The 22,249-nt window shown below is 63.2% G+C and carries 18 protein-coding genes; 10 read left to right on the top strand and 8 right to left on the bottom strand.

The window, feature by feature from the left end:
• Positions 1 to 150 precede the first annotated feature (150 nt).
• The 10 genes from dksA to RN347_RS01980 all read left to right on the top strand — a co-directional run bounded on the left by dksA (position 151) and on the right by RN347_RS01980 (position 12,066).
• Complete coding sequence (gene dksA, locus RN347_RS02025; protein ID WP_263585287.1) at positions 151 to 588, top strand: RNA polymerase-binding protein DksA; 438 nt, start codon at positions 151 to 153, stop codon at positions 586 to 588.
• 93 nt (positions 589 to 681) lie between these two features.
• Complete coding sequence (gene gluQRS, locus RN347_RS02020) at positions 682 to 1,593, top strand: tRNA glutamyl-Q(34) synthetase GluQRS (protein ID WP_311959765.1); 912 nt, start codon at positions 682 to 684, stop codon at positions 1,591 to 1,593.
• A 1-nt stretch (position 1,594) separates the two neighbouring features.
• Positions 1,595 to 1,771 (top strand): hypothetical protein, encoded by a 177-nt coding sequence (locus RN347_RS02015; protein ID WP_263585289.1) that lies wholly within the window; start codon positions 1,595 to 1,597, stop codon positions 1,769 to 1,771.
• Complete coding sequence (locus tag RN347_RS02010; RefSeq protein ID WP_263585290.1) at positions 1,761 to 4,706, top strand: ATP-binding protein; 2,946 nt, start codon at positions 1,761 to 1,763, stop codon at positions 4,704 to 4,706. The genes RN347_RS02015 and RN347_RS02010 overlap by 11 nt, the downstream gene beginning before the upstream one ends.
• Positions 4,684 to 6,060: a sigma-54 dependent transcriptional regulator gene (locus tag RN347_RS02005; protein ID WP_311959762.1), complete on the top strand. Its 1,377-nt coding sequence runs from the start codon at positions 4,684 to 4,686 to the stop codon at positions 6,058 to 6,060. The genes RN347_RS02010 and RN347_RS02005 overlap by 23 nt, the downstream gene beginning before the upstream one ends.
• A gap of 943 nt (positions 6,061 to 7,003) precedes the next feature.
• Positions 7,004 to 8,389: a polynucleotide adenylyltransferase PcnB gene (pcnB, locus tag RN347_RS02000; protein ID WP_263585292.1), complete on the top strand. Its 1,386-nt coding sequence runs from the start codon at positions 7,004 to 7,006 to the stop codon at positions 8,387 to 8,389.
• On the top strand, positions 8,389 to 8,892 hold the full coding sequence (folK, locus tag RN347_RS01995; protein ID WP_311959757.1) for a 2-amino-4-hydroxy-6-hydroxymethyldihydropteridine diphosphokinase: 504 nt from the start codon (positions 8,389 to 8,391) through the stop codon (positions 8,890 to 8,892). Before pcnB ends, folK begins: the two co-directional genes overlap by 1 nt.
• 102 nt (positions 8,893 to 8,994) lie before the next feature.
• Complete coding sequence (gene panB / locus RN347_RS01990; protein WP_311959753.1) at positions 8,995 to 9,786, top strand: 3-methyl-2-oxobutanoate hydroxymethyltransferase; 792 nt, start codon at positions 8,995 to 8,997, stop codon at positions 9,784 to 9,786.
• 53 nt (positions 9,787 to 9,839) lie between these two features.
• On the top strand, positions 9,840 to 10,688 hold the full coding sequence (gene panC, locus RN347_RS01985; protein WP_311959748.1) for a pantoate--beta-alanine ligase: 849 nt from the start codon (positions 9,840 to 9,842) through the stop codon (positions 10,686 to 10,688).
• 199 nt (positions 10,689 to 10,887) lie between these two features.
• Positions 10,888 to 12,066 (top strand): acetyl-CoA C-acetyltransferase, encoded by a 1,179-nt coding sequence (locus RN347_RS01980; protein ID WP_311959744.1) that lies wholly within the window; start codon positions 10,888 to 10,890, stop codon positions 12,064 to 12,066.
• A 191-nt stretch (positions 12,067 to 12,257) separates the two neighbouring features.
• Here RN347_RS01980 and RN347_RS01975 read toward each other — a convergent pair whose 3' ends face one another.
• The 8 genes from RN347_RS01975 to rimP all read right to left on the bottom strand — a co-directional run bounded on the left by RN347_RS01975 (position 12,258) and on the right by rimP (position 22,201).
• Positions 12,258 to 13,424: an MFS transporter gene (locus tag RN347_RS01975; protein ID WP_311959742.1), complete on the bottom strand. Its 1,167-nt coding sequence runs from the start codon at positions 13,422 to 13,424 to the stop codon at positions 12,258 to 12,260.
• Positions 13,425 to 13,506: 82 nt separating this feature from the next.
• Positions 13,507 to 15,669: a polyribonucleotide nucleotidyltransferase gene (gene pnp / locus RN347_RS01970; protein WP_263585298.1), complete on the bottom strand. Its 2,163-nt coding sequence runs from the start codon at positions 15,667 to 15,669 to the stop codon at positions 13,507 to 13,509.
• Positions 15,670 to 15,855: 186 nt separating this feature from the next.
• Complete coding sequence (gene rpsO / locus RN347_RS01965) at positions 15,856 to 16,125, bottom strand: 30S ribosomal protein S15 (protein ID WP_074397689.1); 270 nt, start codon at positions 16,123 to 16,125, stop codon at positions 15,856 to 15,858.
• Positions 16,126 to 16,241: 116 nt separating this feature from the next.
• Positions 16,242 to 17,162, bottom strand: coding sequence for a tRNA pseudouridine(55) synthase TruB (truB, locus tag RN347_RS01960; RefSeq protein WP_311959736.1), 921 nt, complete (start codon positions 17,160 to 17,162; stop codon positions 16,242 to 16,244).
• Positions 17,162 to 17,569 carry a 30S ribosome-binding factor RbfA gene (rbfA, locus tag RN347_RS01955; RefSeq protein ID WP_311959734.1) on the bottom strand — a complete coding sequence of 136 codons (408 nt, stop codon included), beginning with the start codon at positions 17,567 to 17,569 and terminating at the stop codon, positions 17,162 to 17,164. The genes truB and rbfA overlap by 1 nt, the downstream gene beginning before the upstream one ends.
• A gap of 18 nt (positions 17,570 to 17,587) precedes the next feature.
• Positions 17,588 to 20,122 carry a translation initiation factor IF-2 gene (gene infB, locus RN347_RS01950; RefSeq protein ID WP_311959732.1) on the bottom strand — a complete coding sequence of 845 codons (2,535 nt, stop codon included), beginning with the start codon at positions 20,120 to 20,122 and terminating at the stop codon, positions 17,588 to 17,590.
• 26 nt (positions 20,123 to 20,148) lie between these two features.
• Positions 20,149 to 21,663 carry a transcription termination factor NusA gene (gene nusA / locus RN347_RS01945; RefSeq protein WP_252108391.1) on the bottom strand — a complete coding sequence of 505 codons (1,515 nt, stop codon included), beginning with the start codon at positions 21,661 to 21,663 and terminating at the stop codon, positions 20,149 to 20,151.
• Between the two features lie 76 nt (positions 21,664 to 21,739).
• Positions 21,740 to 22,201, bottom strand: coding sequence for a ribosome maturation factor RimP (gene rimP, locus RN347_RS01940; RefSeq protein ID WP_252108389.1), 462 nt, complete (start codon positions 22,199 to 22,201; stop codon positions 21,740 to 21,742).
• Between the last annotated feature and the right edge of the window lie 48 nt (positions 22,202 to 22,249).

The raw sequence follows: 22,249 nt of genomic DNA, 5'->3' as shown, positions 1-22,249 counted from the left end.
TAGTAAAGTGCGTTAAGAAATTAGACGTTCGTCGTAGACAGCCGGTTGTGCTTGCATGGCGATGCATTTTAGGCTAAACAAGCATCCCTTTGGCGTGAAATCGTGGTGTTGTCGCGATGGAACACAGTCACTCGAGCAAGGGGCACTCCCATGTCTGTAGCGGAACAAAAACCGGAAGCGTCCACATCCTTCACTCCGTACGAGCCGGCGCCGGGTGAAGAGTACATGAACGACAAGCAGCTTGCGCACTTTCGCCAGCTGCTGCTCAACTGGAAGCAGGACCTCATGGAAGAGGTGGACCGCACCGTGCGCCACCTGCAGGAAGACGCCAATAACTACGCCGACCCCGCCGACCGGGCGACCCAGGAAGAGGGCTTTAGCCTGGAGCTGCGCACCCGGGACCGCGAGCGTAAGCTTTTGAAAAAGATCAACGAGACCATCGAGAACATCGACGAGGACGACTACGGCTTCTGCGAGGCCTGCGGCGTCGAGATCGGCATTCGCCGTTTGGAAGCGCGCCCCACCGCCACGCTCTGCGTGGACTGCAAGACGCTTGCCGAGCTCAAGGAGAAGCAGCTCGGCGGCTAAGCACCGCCTCGATGTCCTGAAAGCGGGCACCCTCATGGGTGCCCGCTTTTTTATGGCTTGCCGGGTCATTTCACCTGCCGCATCATGCCCCTCATGACCACTTTTTCTCACTACCGGGGCCGCTTTGCGCCCACGCCCTCCGGCCCGCTGCACTTTGGCTCGTTAGTGGCCGCGCTTGGAAGCTACCTGGACGCCCGCGCCGTGGGCGGGCAGTGGCTCGTGCGCATCGAGGACATCGACCCGCCGCGCTGCCCGCCGGGCACCGACACCACCATTTTGCGCCAGCTCGAGGCGTTCGGCCTGCACTGGGACGGCCCCATCGTTTGGCAAAGTGCGCGCAGCGACGCCTATCAGGCGGCACTCGAGCGCCTTCGCCAACAGGGCCTGAGCTACCCGTGCAGCTGCTCGCGCAAGCAGTGGCAGACGCACCCCATTTACCCCGGCTGGTGTCGCGATGGACTTCGCGAGCCAGGCAAACCCATCGCCTGGCGGCTTCGAACCGATCTCGGCCAGCGCCCGATCATATGGCCGGACCGCCTACTTGGCGCGCAGCGCTTCGACCCGGCGGATCTGGGCGACGTGGTGCTCAAGCGCAAGGACGGCCTCTGGGCATACCAGCTCGCCGTGGTGGTAGACGACGCCGATCAACACATCAGCGATATCGTGCGCGGGGTCGATCTGCTCGACAACACGCCCTGGCAAATGCAGCTTCAAGGCGCGCTTGGCTACCCGGTGCCGCGCTACCTGCACCTGCCGCTGGTGATGTCGCCAGATGGCCAGAAACTCTCCAAGCAGAATCTGGCGCCGGCGCTTGCAAGCGAGCCGGTCGCCATCGCCCGCCAGCTTTTCCAGGCGATCGAAACGCTCGACCAGGCGCCGCCCGTCGAGCTCAAGGGCGCCGCGCCCGCCGAGCAGCTCGCCTGGGCGGTGGCGCACTGGCGCGTCGAGCGCATAGCGCCTGCTCGCGAGCGCCCCGCCCCCGACGCGTACCAAGAAGAGAGGTGACATGTACGTCTATCGTCTGCTGCTGTTTCTGGTGTTCGGTGGCTATCTTTTGTCGCCGGTGCTGATGGGCGGCTGGAACGAGCCGGGCACCGTGTGGTACCGGCCGTTTTTGATCTGGGGCGCGTTGATCGCGCTGACGCTGTGGCTCGAGCAGAAAAGGAAGCTGGATGAGCGCTGAGCTGATCGTCGTTCTCGGCCTGGGCCTTGGTTATTTCGCGTTTTTGCTCGGCTGCGGGGTAGCGATCGAGCGCGGGCGGATCCCGGTACGCGTGACGCGCCATCCGCTGGTTTATACCCTGGCACTCGGCATCTACGCCAGCGCCTGGGCGGTGTACGCCAGCATCGAGTTCGCCTCGAAGGCAGGCTTTGGCTATCTCGCCTACTACCTGGGCGCGGCCGGTGCATTTTTGCTCGCCCCGGTGCTGCTGGTGCCGATCCAGCGCATCACCCGCACCTACCAGCTCTCCTCGATCGCCGATCTGTTCGCGTTTCGCTTTCGCTCGCGCTGGGTGGGGTCGCTGGTCACGCTGTTGAGCCTTTTAGCGGTGCTGCCGCTTCTGGGCATTCAGGTCAAAACCCTGAGCGAGGCGGTCTTTGAGCTGACGCAAAGCCGCCACAGCGACGGTATCGCGCTGCTGTTTTGCGCCGCTATCGCGCTCGGCGCGATTCTCTGCGGCGCGCGCCACCGCCACCAGCACCGTCACGACACGCTGCTGGGCATCCTGGCGCTGGAATCACTCATCAAACTCGCGGCGATGCTGGCACTCGGCGGCGTGGCGCTTTGGTGGGTGTTCAGCGGCCCCCAGGATCTGCAGCAGTGGCTCGACGGCCCGGGAGCCGCGCTACAGGCCGCCACCCCCCGGCTCGAATCCGCCCAGTGGCGTACGCTGCTGCTGCTGTTCTTCGCGGGCGCCTTCATGATGCCGCATCTTTTTCAGATCACCTTCGCCGAGAACCTGTCGCGCCATACGCTGTTGCAGGCGAGCTGGACGCTGCCGCTTTATCTACTGCTGCTGGCGCTACCGGTGCCGCTGGTGTGGTGGGCGGCGCAGTCGGTTGCAAGCGACATACCGCTGCCCGCGTACGCCGCTTATCTGCTTTCGAGCCACTGGGGCGTTGGTGCGCTCGCCTTTGTCGCCGGGCTTGCTGCGGCCAGCGGTACCATGATCATGATGGCGCTGTCGCTTTCGGGCATGGTGCTCAACCACGGCGTGCTCGTCGCCCGGCCGCCGGAGGCGCGCAGCAACCTCTACGGCTGGCTGTTGTGGCTTCGCCGCGCGCTGATCGTGGCGGTGGTGGCCAGCGGCTGGCTTTTTGCCGAAGGCATCAGCCGCGATCACACCCTGACCGATCTGGGGCTGGCCGCGTTCGTCGGCATCGCCCAGTGCCTACCGGGGATGCTGGCGCTGCTCTACTGGCCCGGCGCCAACCGCAACGGTATGGTCGCAGGCCTCATTGGCGGCGCGCTGATCTGGCTCTGGGGGCTTTGGCTGCCGCTGCTGGTAAGCACCCCCTTGCCGGCGCTGGTCTTCAGCGACCTGATGCCTCCCGATGCGCCAGACTGGTACACCACCACGCTGATCTCGCTTTCGGTCAACATCGTGCTTTTGATCGTGGTGTCGCTTTTCACCCGCACCTCGGAAGGCGAGCGCAGCGCCGCCGAGGCCTGCTCGGTGGACGCGGTGATCCGCTCCAAGCGTCTGCCGCTGGAAGCCGCCAGCGCCCGCGACTTCCACGCACCGCTGGCCCAGGCGCTGGGCGACGAAGCCGCCGACCGCGAGGTCGCTCGCGCGCTCAAGGCGCTCAACCTCGGCCCGGAGGAGCGCCGTCCCTACGCCCTGCGCCGGCTGCGCGACCGCATTCAGGCGAACCTTTCCGGGCTAATGGGCCCGTCGGTGGCCCGCGACATCGTCGACCGCTACCTGCCCTACCGCCACGACGACACACCGGGCACCGACGACATCCACTTCGTCGAGAGCCGGCTCGAGGCCTACCGCTCGCGGCTCACCGGCCTTGCCCGCGAGCTCGATGGGCTTCGCCGCCACCACCGCCAGACGCTCGCCTACCTGCCGGTCGGGCTCTGCGTACTCGGCGACGACGACGAACTCACGCTCTGGAACCAGGCGCTGTCCGAGCTTTCCGGCATCAGCGGCGAAAGCGTCATCGGTGCCCATCGAGACAGCCTGCCCGCCCCCTGGCCGGCGCTGCTGGCCCAGGCGCTCAGCGCCACCGGCGCGCCGCTCTATAAACAGCCGGTCAATCTGCACGGCCGCGATCACTTTCTTACGCTGCACAAGGCGGCGTTGAGCGGACTCGATAGCCGTGGCGGAAGCGTGATTCTCGTCGAGGATCACACCGAAATGAAGTGGCTGGAAGAGGAGCTGGTGCACGCCGCAAGGCTTGCCTCGATCGGCCAGCTCGCCGCCGGGGTTGCCCACGAGATCGGCAACCCGATCACCGGGATTTCGTCGCTGGCGCAGAACCTGCGCTTTGACACCGACGACCCGGCGCTGCTGGAAACTGCCGACCATATCCAGACGCTGACCGAGCGCGTGAGCAAGATCGTCAACTCACTGGTCGGCTTCGCCCACGGCGGGCGCCAGGCGCTGGCCCCGCCTGCCGAGCCGGTCGCACCGAACCAAATCACCGACGATGCGCTGCACTTGATCCATCTGGCCCGCTCGGGCGAGGATGTCACTTTTGAGAACGCCTGCCCGGCCGCGCTCATGGTCCAGGGGGATCGCCAGCGCTTGACCCAGGTGATGGTGAACCTGCTGGGTAACGCCCGCGACGCCTGCCAGACGCCGGGGCGGGTCACCGTCGAGGCCGGCGAGCAAAACGGGCTCGTATGGTGGCGGGTGACCGACGACGGCGAGGGCATTGCGCCGAGCGTGAAGGATCACCTGTTCGAGCCCTTCACCACCACCAAAGCGCCGGGGGAAGGCACCGGGCTTGGGCTGTCGGTGGCGTACCAAATCATCAGCGAACACCAGGGCCGGATCGAGTGCGCCTCGCCCCCCAGCGGACAATCGCGCGGCACCGCCATCACGCTGTGGCTGCCGCTTTACCAACAGGATGATCGACCCTCACATGGCCAGGATACTGATTGTTGAAGACGAAGCGATTATTCGCAGCGCCCTGAAGCGCCTTCTGGAGCGAAGCCAGTTCGAGGTCGTCGAGGCAGACAGCGTCGAGCAGGCCCAAACGCATGCCCTATCGGAGTTCGATCTCATCATTAGCGACCTGCGCCTGCCCGGCGCCCCGGGCACCGCGCTGATCGAGGCCGCCGCCCCGGCGCCGGTTTTGATGATGACCAGCTACGCCAGCATGCGCTCGGCCATCGAGGCGCTCAAGCTCGGCGCGGTGGACTACGTCGCCAAGCCCTTTGATCACGACGAACTGCTCGAAACCGTTCAGGGCATTCTGCACAAGCGCGCGATGGCCTCGGGCAGCGCCCCTTCGATCACCGACGAACGCGGCACCCAGTCCATGATGATCGGCGACTGCGCCGCCATGCAGCACGTCTACACGCGCATCAAAAAGACCGCGCCGGCGGACGTCAGCGTGCTGATCCAGGGCGAGTCCGGTACCGGCAAGGAACTGGTCGCCAGAGCGCTTCACCAGCAGAGCAAGCGCGCCAGGGCCCCCTTGATCTGCGTCAACTGCGCCGCGATTCCCGAAACGCTGATCGAATCCGAGCTGTTCGGCCACGAAAAAGGCGCCTTCACCGGGGCCAGCGCCGCCCGCACGGGGCTGGTCGAAGCCGCCGACGGCGGCACGCTGTTTCTCGACGAAATCGGCGAGCTTCCTTTGGATGCCCAGGCGCGGCTTCTTCGCGTGCTGCAGGAGGGCGAAATCCGCAAGATCGGCTCCGTCGAAACCCGCCATGTCGATATACGCCTGATCACCGCGACCCACCGCGACCTGCGCGCGCTGTCCAAAAGCGGCGAGTTTCGTCTGGACCTTTACTACCGCTTGAACGTCATGCAGATCGCCCTGCCTCCGCTTCGCGAGCGCGACGAGGACGTGCTGAAAATCGCCGACATCCTGTTGGAGAAGGCCTGCAAGCGCCACGAACGCCAGGGCCTACGGCTCTCCCGAGCCGCGCGCCAGGATCTGCAGGACTACCCCTGGCCTGGCAACGTGCGCGAGCTGGAAAACGCGCTGGAGCGCGGCGTGATTCTCGCCGAGGGCCATTTGATTCACCCGGACGATCTGGGCCTTGGTCCGGTGACTCACCGCTCGGCGCCGGCGCCCGCTGCGCCGGATGCAAAGGAAGCGCTCGAGGACGAAGAGGATCTGTCGCTCGAGGACTACTTCCAGCATTTCGTACTGGAGCACCAGGATCAGATGAGCGAAACCGAGCTTGCACAAAAACTGGGCATCAGCCGCAAAAACCTGTGGGAGCGGCGCCAGCGGCTGGGCATTCCGCGCAAAAAGACCGCCAGGCGCCCGGATCAGGCCTGAAGGCGGCGCCTTCCTGGAACCGCGCTACATCGCTTACAACTAACGTCCAATAGCCTGATTTGAAAAAGAAATATCCTGAATTTCGGTTTCACCCCCTGTTACCTTCCCACACATCCAGGGTTAAAAAACGCCGTTTTGCAGGTAACACTTCACTCGCCTGGCCCGCCCAAAATTTTCTGAAATTTTACAAGCCGATGAAATAGCACTTTTTTTCAACAAGTGGCACGGCAGGTGCAGTATTACTCGGCAAGAAGAATAAATCGGGCAGCGGTTTGATAGCGCTCATAACAATAACAACGAGCCGTACCGCGAAAACCTCGCCACAACAAAAACAACAGGGCGAGGGTGAGACAAGGCACTAACAACAACAACGGGCTAATGTCTCAAAAGTGCTGGCGCTGAGAATGGCGCAACAATAACAACAATCGATAGCAAAGCCCGAAAATGGACGCGACGTACGCAAGAGACGACGAACAACAACAAGCGTTTCGAGCCGTACACCCCCGGAGCCAATAACAACTCGCCGGGAGAGAAAAGTTCGCGGTTGGATTATTGTTTTGAATACGAGGCGGTCAAGGCTCGCTACACGAGGCCTAACAAGTACAGTTTTTGACTGCGGTGCGTATTCAGGGCGATGTGCCATCATGAAGAAAAACAGCAGCATGGATGCTGAACTAAACGAATTGACAGGGGAGGCCCACTTGGCCTCCCCTTTCCGCGTCTGGCCCCTGTGTTTTTTTACGTTGCATCGAGGATCATGTCGCAAATATCGCCCTAAAAGGCTTTAAAACGCTGCGATCCGCCCGCCAACCCGCGGTGGTTTTAGGCAATCCTGGTTTCAATGCTTTGCAAGGCGTTGGGGGTCGGCTACACTCGTCGACTTATCATTTACCAAATCTTTTGTTAAATACCCTACGTTTTAACTGCGAGTCGATACCATCGCATGTTTAGAGGACTTACCCGTTTTTTACCTGGTTCGGGAGAGCAATTGAAAAAGCTGCTCGATTCCCCAGACAGCCCCGTCGAGGCCCTGACGCCCCAAGTCATCCCCCGCTCCGAGCACCCTGTGTCGCGCAAGCAGATCAGCGATGCCGCCTTGAAAGTTCTTTATCGATTGGACGGCGCGGGCTTTGAGGCCTACCTGGTCGGCGGCTGCATTCGCGATGCGCTGCTGGGTGAAACGCCCAAGGATTTCGACGTCGCCACCAACGCAACGCCGGAACAAGTGCGCGACCTTTTCCGCAACTCGCGGCTGATCGGCCGGCGCTTTCGCATCGTTCACGTACGCTTCGGGCGCGAGATCATCGAAGTCACGACCTTTCGCGGCAAGCCTCAGGACGAGCACGGCGACAATATCGCTCAGCAGTCCGACGATGGGCTGCTGCTTCGCGACAACGTCTGGGGCAGCATCGAAGAGGACGCGCTGCGTCGCGACTTCACCGTCAATGCGCTTTATTACAGCATCGCCGACTTCTCGATCCACGACTTCGCCGGCGGCATCGGCGACATCAACGCGCGCACGCTGCGCCTGATCGGCGATCCGGCGACCCGCTATCGCGAGGACCCGGTACGCATGCTGCGCGCGGTGCGCTTTGCCGCCAAGCTCGGCTTCGAGATCGCCCCGGACACCGAAGCGCCGATGTACGATCTCGCCCCGCTTTTGTTGCAGATACCGCCGGCGCGGCTGTTCGATGAAGCGCTCAAGCTTTTCATGTCCGGCCAGGGGCTGCTCACGTTCCAACTGCTCAGCCACTACGGCCTGTTCGGCATGCTCTTCCCGGAAGCCGAAGAGGCGATGGCGGACGCGGCCTGGGTCGAAACGCTGATCGAGCAGGCGCTGAGAAACACCGACCAGCGCATCGCCAACGACCGCCCCGTCACCCCGGCGTTTCTGTTCGCCGCGTTTTTGTGGGGGCCGGTAGCGCTTCGCGCCGCTACGCTTGAAAACGAGGGCATGCCCGCGGTTCCCGCGCTGCAAACCGCGTCCCAACAGGTGGTCATGCGCCAGCTCCAGCACATCTCGATTCCCAAACGCTTCGGCATGCCGATGCGTGAGATCTGGGAGCTCCAGGCGCGCCTGCCCCAGCGCCGCGGCAAGCGCGCGTTCCAGAGTCGCGAACATCCGCGCTTTCGCGCCGCCTTCGATCTGCTGCTGTTGCGCGAGCAGGCCGGCGAGATTCCCCGCGGCTTGGGCGACTGGTGGGAAGCGTTCCAGCAGGGCGACGAGCACGAACAGCGCCGTCTTCTGCAAAAGGTCGGCGGCGACCCGGCAAGCCAGGGCGACCGGCGGCGCAAGAAGCGTCGCAAGCCGTCGCGCAAGCCTGACTAATGGGTGGCCTACAAACCGCGCGGGCCTATATTGGCCTTGGCAGCAACCTCGATGAGCCGGTGCGCCAGGTAAGCCTGGCGATGAAAGAGCTTGACGAGCTGCCACTGACGTCCGTCAAGGCCGCATCGTCGCTCTACTCGAGCCGCCCGGTCGGGCCGCAGGATCAGCCGGATTTCGTCAACGCGGTCGTCGAACTCGAGACCACGCTTTCGCCCCTTGCGCTTCTGGATCAGCTTCAGGCCCTCGAGCAGCGCCACCGCCGCCGTCGGCTCCAGCACTGGGGCCCACGCACCCTCGACCTGGATCTGTTGCTCTTCGACGATGCCCGCATCGAGCACCCACGCCTGAAGGTGCCGCACCCGCACATGCGTGAGCGCGCCTTCGTGCTGGTGCCGTTACAAGAGCTCGACCCCTCGCTCGCCGTGTTCGAGCAAGCGCCCGACCACTGGCTCCAACGCCTCGATGACCCCGGCCTTCAAAGGATCGGAAACAGTCGGGGCTAGACCTTTTGCCCGCTCGACACCGCGCGCTTTCCCGAGTAACAATCGGGCTCTCTATTGCGAACCGACGAGTGCCCTAGCGCTCCCCAGGACAGAGAGCTCGCCATGAAACCCGTTACCCTCAGCACGCTCGGCGCCCTGAAGCGCGCCAACGAGCCGTTTAGCTGCCTGACCGCCTATGATGCCTCCTTCGCCCGTGCGGCCAGCCGCGCCGGTATCGAGGTGCTGCTGGTGGGCGACTCGCTGGGCATGGTGCTGCAAGGCCATACCAGTACCCTTCCCGTAACCGTCGACGACATCTGCTACCACACCGCGTGCGCCGCCCGCGGCAAGGGCGAGAGCCTGTTGATGGTGGATGTGCCCTTCATGAGCAATGCCACGATTGAGAGCCTTTTGAAGGATGCCGGGCGGCTGATGCGCGCCGGCGCAGAGATGGTCAAGGTCGAAGGCGAGGCGTGGATGGCCGAGGGCGTGCGCGAGCTGACTCGCCGAGGCGTGCCGGTGTGCGCGCATCTGGGGCTAACGCCGCAAACCGTGCACAAGCTCGGCGGCTACAAGGTACAGGGGCGCGACGGCGCGACGGCAAAGCGAATCCTCGACGATGCCAAAACGCTGGTGGACGCTGGCGCTTCGATCATCCTGCTCGAGTGCGTGCCGGCAAGCCTTGGCAAGACCGTGACCGAGGCGCTGTCGGTGCCGGTGATCGGCATCGGCGCCGGGCCCGATACCGACGGGCAGATACTGGTAATGCACGACGTGCTCGGCGTCACCCACGGCCATACCCCGCGCTTCGTCAAAAACTTCATGATGGATGCCGACAGCATTCCGGGGGCCTTCGAGCGCTACCACGCGGCGGTGAAAAGCCGCGCTTTTCCCGCCGCCGAGCACTGCTTCTAACGCGGCCTTGCCCCATTGTTAACTTTTCAGCTTCACTGTCAGGCGATTTCATCATGCGCACACTGCACGACCTGGGCGATTTACGCGCCACGCTGACCCAGCACCGCCGCGCCGGCAAGCGCATTGCGCTGGTGCCCACCATGGGCAATCTTCACGCCGGCCACGTGGCGCTGGTGGAAACCGCGCGCCGCCACGCCGATGTCGTGGTGGCGAGTCTGTTCGTCAACCCGATGCAGTTCGGCCCCAGCGAAGATCTCGACGCCTACCCGCGCACTCTCGAAGCGGACCAGGTCAAACTTACTGAGGCCGACTGCGACCTGCTGTTCGCCCCGTCCGCCGCCGCGCTCTACCCCAACGGGCTAGAGGGCCAGACCCGCGTGCAGGTGCCTCTGGTGTCCGAAGGGCTCTGCGGAGGCGCACGCCCTGGCCACTTCGATGGCGTGGCGACCGTCGTGACACTGCTGTTCAACCTGGTGCAGCCAGACATCGCCCTGTTCGGCGAGAAGGATTACCAGCAGCTGGCGGTCATTCGAAAGCTCACGGCGGATCTGCACCTGCCAATCGAGATTCTCGGCGTGGCGACTCAGCGTGCCGAGGACGGGCTGGCACTGTCGTCGCGCAACGGCTATTTAAGCGAGGCCGAGCGCGCCACCGCCCCGGCGCTTTACCAAACGCTCATGTCGGCCAGGGCGGCACTCGAGCGTGGCGAGCCGGCGCCCAACGTGCTGGACCGGGCGATTGAGGCGCTCGGGGCGGCCGGCTTTGCGCCGGACTACGTGGAGCTCAAAAGCGCCGAGCTCGGCCCGGTCACCCCGCAAACGCGCGAGGCCATTTTGCTGGCCGCGGCCAAGCTCGGCCCGGCGCGGCTGATCGACAACGTCCGCGTCACGCTGGGCCAATAGCCTACTCAACCCGGCGGCGCGCGAGCCAAAGGCGTATTGTCGCAACGCACAACTTTCCCTATGCTGAAAGAACACGCTTGAAACAACCAGGTTGAAACAATCAGGCGCTTAAAATAACCAAACGCTTGAAACAGCTAACGCTTGAAACAAACGAGCGCGTTCACAGGCCCACGGCCTTATTCATATCGGGAGTTCTGTCATGCAAGAAGTGGTCATTGTCGCCGCGCGGCGCACCGCGGTGGGTAGCTTCGGCGGCTCGCTCGCGGGTATTCCTGCAAGTGATCTCGGCTCATACGTCATCAAGGACATCCTCGCCTCCACCGGCGTCCCACCGGAGCAGGTCAACGAAGTGCTGCTCGGTCAGGTGCTGACCGCGGGCGTGGGCCAGAACCCGGCGCGCCAGGCCTCGATCAAGGCGGGGCTGCCGGACTCCGTCCCGGCGATGACCATCAACAAGGTGTGCGGCTCCGGTCTCAAGGCCGTTCATCTGGCGACCCAGGCGATTCTCTGCGGCGACGCCGACCTGATCATTGCCGGCGGCCAGGAGAACATGTCGCTTTCTCCCCACGTGCTGCCGAATTCGCGTAATGGTCAGCGCATGGGCGACTGGAAGGCGATCGACACCATGGTGCATGACGGCCTGTGGGATGCCTTCAACGACTACCACATGGGCATCACCGCAGAAAATCTGGCCGAGAAGTACGGCATCACCCGCGAGCAGATGGACGAATTCGCTGCCCAGTCGCAGCAGAACGCCTCCAACGCGATCAAGGAAGGCAAGTTCAAAAGCCAGATCGTGCCGGTCGAAATCCCCCAGCGCCGGGGCGATCCGATCGTGTTCGATACCGACGAGAATCCGCGCGAAGTGACCGCCGAGAAGCTCGCCGGCATGAAGCCCGCGTTCAAGAAGGATGGCACCGTGACGGCGGGCAACGCCTCGTCGCTCAACGACGGCGCCGCGGTGGTCATGGTCTGCTCCGCCGAGAAGGCGAAAGAGCTGGGACTCGAGCCGCTGGTACGTATCAAGGCCTACGCCAACGCCGGCGTGGATCCGGCGATCATGGGCATCGGCCCGGCACCGGCGACCCGGCGCTGCCTGGAGAAAGCGGGCTGGAGCCTTGAGGACCTGGACCTGGTCGAGGCCAACGAAGCCTTTGCCGCTCAGGCGATGTCGGTCAACAAGGAGCTTGGCTGGGACGTCTCGAAAGTGAACGTCAACGGCGGCGCCATCGCCCTTGGCCACCCCATCGGCGCCTCGGGCTGTCGCGTACTGGTTTCGCTGATTCACGAGATGATCGCCCGCGATGCCAAAAAGGGCCTCGCCACTCTTTGCATCGGCGGCGGTCAGGGCGTGGCGCTGGCGATCGAGCGTCCTTAAGCTTCTGTGCTCCGGCCAGAAGCGACCCTACGCGAGGGCGCTGTGAATACGTCCCTGTACGCTACTTTCGCCCTCCCTGGCGAAAGACCCTCGCTACGGGTCACTTCTGGCCTCAACTGACAGTGTGCCAGTACAGATAAAACAAATAACCCCGCTTGAAAGCGGGGTTTTCTATTGCCTGCACGTGCGGATCAGCGAATCCGCCCCCCGTTGACCAGCCGCGACGGCGTGCGCCCGACTAGCACCACGCCGACCAGAAACAGCGCCGCGGCGGCCCACATGGTGGTGGGCAGGCTGGTGGCGTCGACCACTCGTCCGCCGATCAGCGCCCCAAGGCCGATCGACATGTTGAACACGAACGCCATCAGCGCGGTGGCCGCCTCGGTATTCGGCGCGGTACGCAGTATCCAGGTCTGAATGCTCACCGAGATACTGCCAAAGATCGCCCCCCACACCATCAAAAGCAGAACGCCGCTGATCGGACGGGTGCCCAGAAGCGGAAAGCTCGCCACTACCAGCAGCAACAGCACCGGAATGGCCAGCACGGCGGCGTAGGGGTTGCGCGCGGCCTTCATGCCCGCCACCACGTTGCCGATGAGGCCGGCGGCGCCGTAGAGCAACAGCAGCGTGCTGACATTGCGCTGTTCGATGCCGCTGATGTTCTGCAAAATCGGGCTGATGAAGGTGTAGGCGACGAAGTGGCCCACGACCACACAGGCAGTGGTGAGTACCGCAACGCGCACGCCGCGGTTGAACACCTGCTGGAAGAGCATGCCAAGACGTACCGGCTCGCGAGGCGGCAGCGTCGGCAGCCACAACCAGATCAGCCCGGCGGTCAGCAGGCTAAAAGCGCCGAGCCCGCCGAACACCCAGCGCCAGCTGCTGATATCACCCAGCAGCGTGCCCAGCGGCACGCCGAGCACCGAGGCCGCGGTCACGCCGCCGAAAATGATCGTCATCGCGCGGGCGACCTTCTCCTCGGGCACCAGCCTCGGTGCGATACTGCCGGCGATGGCCCAAAAACCGCCGATGCTCATGCCGATCAGCGCACGTGCGGCCAGCAGTAGCATAAAGCTTTCCGCCATCGCCGAGAGCACGCTTCCAAGCGTCATGATGATCATCAGGCCGGTGAGCATCACCCGCCGGTCGAGCCGCCCCACCGCCACCGGCAGAAGCGGTGCCGAGAGCGCCGCCACCACCCCGGGCACCGTGACCATCAGCCCGGCGGTGCCCTCGGTAACGCCCAGATCCAACGCGACCTGGGAGAGCAACCCGATCGGCAACTGCTCGGCGGTCACCAGTAGAAATATGCCGCTCATGACCGCGATGACCGCCCACCACCTTGCTTGCTGCTCCATGCCCTCTCCTGTCCTGCGTATCCAAACGATTCCGCCCCCGCAGCCAGGGGCTGCGGGGGCGGAGTGAGCACCGCGGCGAGAATTACTCGGCGGCGTTTTCGCTTTCAGCGGTAAAGGCCGCCTTCTCTTCCTCGGTGATCTCCTTGATGGAGAGCTTCACGCGGTTGCGGTTGTCGATATCGAGGACCTTGACCACCACATCGTCGCCTTCGTTGAGGAAGTCGCGCACGTTATTGACGCGTTCGGCAACGATCTGCGAGATGTGTACCAGCCCGTCGGTGCCTGGCATGATGTTCACGAACGCGCCGAAGTCGGCGATCCGAACCACCTTGCCGTTGTAGAGCTTGCCGATCTCGGCTTCGGCGGTGATCGCCAGTACCGTATCGATCGCGGCCTTGGCCGCTTTCTTGTCTTCGGCGTAGATGCGCACGGTGCCATCATCGTCGAGATCGATCGACGCGCCGGTGTCTTCGCAGATCTTGCGAATGGTGGCGCCGCCCTTGCCGATGACGTCGCGAATCTTCTCCGGGTCGATCTTGATGGTGGCCATCGACGGGGCGTTCTCGGACACCTCGGTGCGGCTGTGGTTGATCACGGCGTTCATCTGCTCGAGGATCGCGATGCGCGCATGGTGGGCCTGCTGCAGCGCGGTCTCCATGATCTCTTCGTTGATGCCTTCGATCTTGATGTCCATCTGCAGAGCGGTGACGCCCTCTTCGGAACCCGCGACCTTGAAGTCCATGTCGCCCAGGTGGTCTTCGTCACCCAGGATATCGGTCAGCACCGCGTAACCTTCCGGGTCCTTGACCAGGCCCATGGCGATACCGGCGACCGGCGCCTTCAGCGGCACGCCCGCATCCATCAGTGCCAGCGAGGAGCCGCACACCGAGGCCATGGAGCTCGAGCCGTTGGACTCGGTGATCTCGGAGACCACGCGAATGGTGTAGGGGAACTCCTCTTCGGACGGCAGCATCGCCTGCACGCCACGGCGCGCCAAACGGCCGTGGCCGATTTCACGGCGCTTCGGCCCGCCCATGAAGCCCGCTTCGCCCACCGAGTAGGGGGGGAAGTTGTAGTGCAGCATGAAGCGGTCCTTGCGCTCGCCTTCCAGCGACTCGATCAGCTGTGAGTCGCGCAGCGTGCCGAGGGTGGCCACCGCGATCGCCTGGGTTTCGCCGCGAGTGAACACCGCCGAGCCGTGGGTCTTGGGCAACACGCCGACTTCGATGGAAAGCGGACGCACGGTGGTGTTGTCGCGGCCGTCAATACGCGGCTCGCCTTTCACCACGCGCGAGCGCACCACGCGCTTCTCGAGGCTCGAGAAGGCACCCTTTACTTCGTCGCGGTCGAACTTGTCATTGACCGGTTCACCTTCGACGGCGCCCAGCGCTTCGATGGCCTGCTCTTTCAGCCCGGCCAGCGCGTCCTGGCGCTCCATCTTGTCGGTGATGCGGTAGGCCTCGCCCACCTTCGTTTCGAACTGCTCGGCCATGGCGCTCTTGAGCGCGGCGTTCTCTTGGGCAGCCTGCCACTCCCAGCGCGGCTTGCCGGCTTCCCGGGTAAGCTCGTCGATGGCGCTGATGGCGACCTGCATCTCCTGATGGCCGTAAAGTACGGCGCCGAGCATCTCGTCTTCGAGTAGCTCCTGGGCTTCGGACTCGACCATCAGCACGGCGTTTTGGGTACCGGCGACGACCATGTTGAGCTCGGAGGTGGCGAGCTCTTCGACGGTCGGGTTCAAAAAGTAACCCTGCTCTTCGCTGAAGCCGACGCGCGCCGCGCCGATCGGGCCGTTGAACGGCACGCCGGAGATCGAAAGCGCCGCCGAGGTGCCGAGCATGGCGGCGATGTCCGGGTCGTGGTTACGATCGGTGGAGAGAACGGTACAGATCACCTGCACTTCGTTCATGAAGCCCTTCGGAAAGAGCGGACGAATCGGCCGGTCGATCAGGCGCGAGGTGAGCGTCTCTTTCTCGGTGGGGCGCCCTTCACGCTTGAAGAAACCGCCGGGAATCTTGCCGACCGCGTAGGTCTTTTCCTGGTAATGCACCGACAGGGGGAAGAACGCCTGATGGGGGTTCACTTCCTTCTTTGCCACCACAGTGCACAGCACCACGGTGTCATCCATGGTGACCATGACGGCACCACTTGCCTGGCGGGCGATGCGCCCGGTTTCCAGGGTGACGGTGCTGCGACCAAACTCAAACGTCTTTTTTACCGGATTCACGGCGACTTCCTTTAACATGAAATAGCTACTTGTCTTTTCTGGGGTCGTTTTGACTGCCACTATTCTAGGCGCTGTCGCCGTCAACGGCTACCAGAAACCCGAAATAGGCCGCGCACCGTACAGGCATAAAAAAACGGGCCGCCCAGAAGGCGGCCCGTTTCGACTGCACGCAGCGCTTGCCACCCCAAAGAGCGGCAAAGCGTCTTAGCGACGCAGGCCCAGACGCTGAATCAGAGACTGATAGCGTTCGAAATCCTTGCGCTTGAGGTAGTCCAGCAGCTTACGACGCTGGTTTACCATCCGGATCAGACCACGACGGGAGTGGTGATCCTGCTTGTTGGTTTTGAAGTGGTCCTGCAGGCCGTTGATGTTGGCGCTCAGCAGGGCAACCTGCACTTCGGGGGAACCGGTGTCGCTCTCGCCGCGGCCGTATTCGTTGACGATCTCGGCCTTTTTCTCAGCGGTTAGTGCCATCTGTCTCTCCAGTCAGCAATATGCTTAACATTGAATGGGTGAGACCACGCATATTTGCAGTCTCAAGGCTATTTTCGCGCAGATCGCCGCATCCTTGCAACGATTCTCCGACGAATTTACGAACGAGCGACCGTACTCAACAGCCGCTTCGGGGCCACTTCCTGCGGCCCCTTTACAACGCCGAGCCCGATAAACGCGTCGGCGTGATAAAGACGTGCCAAATTCTCCAGGCCCAGCGCCGTGGCGTCGAGCGCCGCGGGCTGGCCGTGAGAAAGACGCTGGTGACCGGTATCGTCTACCGTCAGCGCCGGCAAATGGTCGACCAGCACGTCCACGGGCATGAGCTTCGCCTCGCGGGTGGGCTGATCGGCGAGCGCCTCGATCTCCTCGAGCGTCCACATCGCTTCGCTATCAAACGGCCCGGTCCTGAGCCGTCTCAAGGCGCTGATGTGGGCGCCACACCCGAGTGCCGCGCCGATATCTTCGGCCAGCGTTCGAATGTAGGTGCCCTTGCTACAGCTTACTTCGAGCTCGAAGGCCGCGCCGTCGAAGCCGATCAAGCGCGCCTCGTGAATGCACACGCGCCGCGCCTTGCGCTCGACCTCCTTGCCTTCCCGGGCAAGCTCGTAGAGCTTTCTACCCTGGTGCTTGAGTGCCGAGTACATCGGCGGCACCTGGTCGATCTCTCCACGAAAGCGCGCGATCGCGGCCTCGATATCGCCCTCGGTGAGCGCGGGCACGTCGCGACGCTCCAGCACCTCGCCTTCGGCGTCGCCGGTATCGGTCATCACCCCGAGTTCGACTCGGGTACGATACATCTTGTCGGCTTCCAGCAGGTGGGCGGAAAACTTGGTCGCCTCGCCCAGGCAAATCGGTAAAAGGCCCGTCGCCATAGGGTCGAGGGTACCGGTGTGCCCCGCCTTTTGCGCCTCAAACAGACGACGTACGCGCTGTAGCGCGTGGTTGCTGGAAAGGCCCTTGGGCTTATCCAGCAGCATCACGCCGTTGACCGGCAACCCCTTGCGGCGACGCGCCATTAGCGCGGCTCCTCGTCCTGGGCGTCTTCGCCTTCCTCACCCTGACGCGCGCGGTCAGTGGAGACCGCCTCGTCGATCAGCGAGGAGAGCTGCTGACCGCGCACCACGCTTTCATCGAAATGAAAGCGCAGCTCCGGTACATGGCGAAGCTGGATGCGCCTGGCAATCTGGCTTCGCAAAAAACCGCTGGCGCGCTTGAGCACCTGCAGGTTCTCCTTGATACGCTCGGGCGCCTGTTCACCCAACAGGGTGACGTAGATGTCGGCGTAGCCCAGATCGCGGCTGACGGTCGCGCCGCTGACCGTCACCATGCCAAGGCGCGGGTCCTTGATTTCACGCTGGATGAGTACCGCCAGCTCCTTCTGGAGCTGGTCGGCTACCCGGTCGGTACGCTTGAATTCGCGCATGATTGCTCCTCGCGGCCCTTACAGGGTGCGCTCGACCTTGACCTGGTCGAAGACTTCGATCTTGTCGCCGACCTGGACGTCGTTGTAGTTCTTCACGCCGATACCACACTCGACGCCGTTACGAACTTCCTGCACGTCGTCCTTGTAGCGGCGCAGCGACTCGAGCTCGCCTTCATAGATGACCACGTTTTCACGCAGTACGCGGATACGCTTGCTGCGTGACACGGTGCCTTCGACGACCATACAGCCGGCTACCGCACCGATCTTCGGCGCGCGGAACACGTCGCGAACTTCGGCAACGCCAACGATCTCTTCTTTCCACTCCGGCGCGAGCATACCGCTCATCGCCTGCTTGACCTCGTCGATCAGGTGGTAGATGACGCTGTAGTAGCGCAGATCCAGACCTTCACGTTCGATGATCTCGCGGGCAGCGGCGTCGGCACGGACGTTGAAGCCGACCACGATCGCCTCGGAGGCGAGCGCCAGGTTGGCGTCGGTACCGGTGATACCACCCACGCCGGAAGACACCACGGCCACCTGAACTTCATCGGTGGAGAGCTCTTCGAGCGCCCCACGGATCGCTTCAAGCGAGCCCTGCACGTCGGCCTTCAGTACGATGTTGACCTTGGCCACTTCGTCCTGACCCATCTGGCTGAACATGTTCTCGAGCTTGGCTTTCTGCTGACGCGCCAGGCGTACTTCGCGGTACTTGCCTTGACGGAAGTTGGCCACTTCGCGCGCCTTGCGCTCGTCCGCCACGACCATGAAGTCATCACCGGCGTCCGGCGTACCGTCCAGGCCCTGAATTTCCACAGGCATGGCCGGACCCACTTCCTCGACCTGTTGGCCGAGCTCGTTGGTCAGCGCGCGCACGCGGCCATAGTGCAGGCCGGCCAGCACGATGTCGCCGCGCTTGAGCGTGCCGTTTTGTACCAGCACCGTGGCGACCGGACCGCGGCCCTTGTCCAGGCGCGATTCGACGACCACACCCTTACCAGGCGCCGACGGAACGGCCTTGAGCTCGAGCACCTCAGAGACCAGCTGGATCGCTTCCAGCAGCTCTTCGATGCCATCACCGGTTTTCGCGGAAACGTGAACGAACTGTGTATCGCCGCCCCAGTCCTCGGAAATCACGCCGTGCTGGGAGAGCTCGTTACGGATACGGTCGAAATCCGCGCCGGTCTTGTCGATCTTGTTCACCGCCACGACCATGGGGACTTCGGCGGCCTTGGAGTGCTCGATCGCCTCGATGGTCTGCGGCATGACGCCGTCGTCCGCCGCCACCACCAGGATCACCACGTCGGTCGCCTTGGCACCGCGAGCACGCATGGCGGTAAACGCCGCGTGACCCGGAGTATCCAGGAAGGTGACGCCGCCGTGGTTGTCTTCCACGTGGTAGGCACCGATGTGCTGGGTGATACCGCCGGCTTCGCCGGTGGCGACCTTGGCACGACGAATGTAGTCGAGCAAAGACGTCTTACCGTGGTCGACGTGCCCCATGACGGTCACGACCGGCGAACGAGTGATCTCTTCACCTTCGTAGGAGATACCCTCGATCATTTCGGTTTCGAGCGCATCGTCCTTGACCAGCTTGACCTTGTGGCCCATCTCCTCGACGACGATCGCGGCGGTGTCCTGATCGATGGTCTGGTTGATGGTCACGGCCGCGCCCATGGTGAACATGGCCTTGATCACTTCGTTGGCCTTGATCGACATCTTGTCGGCAAGCTCGGCAACGCTGATCGACTCGGGGATCGAGACTTCACGCACGATCGGCTGCGTCGGCTTCTGGAAGCCGTGCTTGCCGTTGCCGCTGCCGCCCGGGCCACGGCGGCCGCCGCGGCGTTCGGAGCGCTTGGCCTTTTTGGCCCCGCCGCCACGCTTACGCTCTTCGCGATCGCCGCGATCATCGTCCTCGTCACGCCCCTTCTTCTTCGCCGCGGCTTTCTTCGGCGGCGCGGTGCGACGGTCGGTACGGCCTTCCTTCGGCGGTGCCGGAGGCATCTCTTCCGAGGGCGCGCTGTCGTCGATCTGAAGCTCCGGCACGTCGATCTCGGGAGCGACGGCTTTGTTGGAGGCTTCGGCCTGCTTTTGACGCTCGGCTTCTTCAGCGCGGGCTTTTTCGGCGGCGGCGCGCTCTTCGGCTTCACGCGCTTGCTGCACCTTGCGCTCGGCTTCGGCTTCGGCCATGTCACCGACCAGCTGACGCGGGCCGCTGTGGACCGGCTCCTGGGCTTTCGGCTTCTCTTCTTCGGCGCGCTTGACGTAGGTCTTTTTCTTTCTGACCTGAACTTCGATCGTCTTGCCGCGCTCGCCGGTTTTGATGCGGCTGCGCGTCTTGCGCGTCAGAGTGATCCGGTTTTTACCCGCATCGGCGGTGTCGCTGCCGCCGTGGCTTTTCTTCAAAAAGCTCAAGAGCGTCTGCTTGTCCTCTTCGGACACCGCATCGCTTTCCGAGGCGTGCTTGAGTCCCGCCTCTTTCATCTGCTCTAGCAAGCGGGGCACGTCGCGGCCCACCTTTACTGCAAAATCTTTAACTGTCATATCCGACATTGTGACCCTCCAAGCCCGTGACCTGTTTACTGTGTGTTCGAAGCCGCTTCGCTATCGTCTTCAAACCAGGGCGCACGGGCAGTCATGATCAGTGCCGCTGCGCGCGCTTCGTCTAACTCCTCGATATCGACCAGATCGTCGACAGACTGTTCGGCGAGATCCTCCATGGTAACGATGCCCTTGCTGGCGAGAATGAAGGCCAGATGGCGCTCCATGCCCTCCATTTCAAGCAGATCGTCCGCCGGCTGCGCACCATCGAGTGCTTCTTCCGAGGCGATCGCCATGGTGAGTAGCTCGTCCTTGGCACGTGCGCGCAGCTCTTCGACCAGCTCTTCATCGAACTCCTCGATTTCGAGCATCTCTTCAAGCGGCACGTAGGCGACTTCTTCCAACGTCGTGAACCCTTCTTCGACCAGCAGGCGGGCAACGTCTTCGTCCACGCTCAGGTGGTGAACGAAGGAGTCCACGAGGCTATCGATTTCCTGCTCGCGCTTGGACTCGGCTTCGTCCTCGGTCATGACGTTGATCCGCCAGCCGGTGAGCTCCGAGGCCAGGCGCACGTTCTGACCGCTGCGGCCGATGGCCTGGGCGAGGTTGTCCTGGGCGACGGCGACGTCCATGGCGTGGGCGTCTTCGTCCACCAGAATGGAGGCGACGTCCGCCGGGGCCATGGCATTGATGACCAACTGAGCCGGGTTATCGTCCCACAGCACGATATCCACGCGTTCGTTTTGCAGCTCCGAGGAGACCGCCTGAACGCGCGAACCGCGCATGCCGACACAGGCGCCGACCGGGTCGATGCGCCGGTCGTTGGTCTTGACCGCGATCTTGGCCCGCGAGCCCGGATCGCGCGCCGCGCCCTTGATCTCGATGAGCTGCTCGGCGATTTCCGGCACCTCGATCTTGAACAGCTCGATGATGAACTGCGGATTGGTGCGCGAGAGTTGAAGCTGGGCACCGCGCGCGTCGGCGTCGACCTTGACCAGCAGCGCCCGTACCCGCTCGTTCATGCGGTAGCGTTCGCCATGGATCATTTCGTTACGCGCCAAAAACGCCTCGGCGTTCTCGCCCAGATCGATGATCAAACCATCGCGAGTGGTCTTTTTGACGATACCGGCGACCAGCTCGCCTTCGCGGTCGGCGTACTGGCGCACGACTTCGGCGCGCTCGGCTTCGCGCACTTTCTGCACGATGACCTGCTTGGCGGTTTGCGCGGCGATACGGCCAAAGACGGCGTTCTCGATCTTCTCTTCGACGATGTCACCCAACGCCAGCGGCGGATCGCGCTGCTCGGCGATGGTCTGCTTGATTTCGTAATCCGGGGTTTCGAACTCGTCGTCCTCGACCACCGTCCAGAAACGGTAGGTATCGTAGTCACCGCTGCGGCGATCGATCGATACGCGCACGTTGGCTTCTTCGTGTTCGAAACGCTTGCGTGAGGCGCTGGCAAGCGCCGCTTCGACCGCCTCAAAAATGACGTCGCGCGAAACGCCTTTCTCGTTGGAGATCGCGTCAACGACCATTAAAATTTCTTTACTCATGCGTATGCCTCGCCAGTAAACCTGTCCTTTATGCCTCGCCCAAACCGGGGGGCCGCCGTTTTTTTAATCGTCGAGCCTAGTCGTCGAACTGCGGGACAATGTGTGCAGCATCGATACTTTCGATGGGAAAGCAGTACTCTTCGTCGTCAAGCTGAAGCAACACCTCGTCGCCTTCCACCCCGGCAAGCAGGCCCTGAAACTTGCGCCGACCACTGAAGGCGGTGCGCAGCTTGAGCGCGACCTGGTGGCCCTGAAAGCGCGTAAAATGATCCAGAGTGTACAAGGGACGCGCCATGCCCGGCGACGAGACTTCCAGGCGATACTCGCCAGGAATCGGGTCTTCGACGTCCAAAACGGCGCTGACCTGGCGGCTGATATCGGCGCAGTCTTCGACGCTGACGCCGCTTTCACGCTCGATATAGATCACAAGCCGGGAGTGCTTGCCCTGAGAAAGATGGTCAATGCCCCATAGCTCAAAGCCCATGGCGGCAACAACGGGCTCGACCAGCGCGTGCAGCGCTGCATGTTTCGTGGCCACAGACGAAGCTCCTTTAGCCGTTGCATCAGGCACCTGGCCAGGAGTCAT

Origin of the sequence: Halomonas sp. PAMB 3264, assembly GCF_031954245.1 — a bacterium.
GTDB lineage: Bacteria > Pseudomonadota > Gammaproteobacteria > Pseudomonadales > Halomonadaceae > Vreelandella.
Note: the sequence above shows the minus strand (reverse complement) of the source record. Positions and strands in the feature narration are given on the sequence as shown.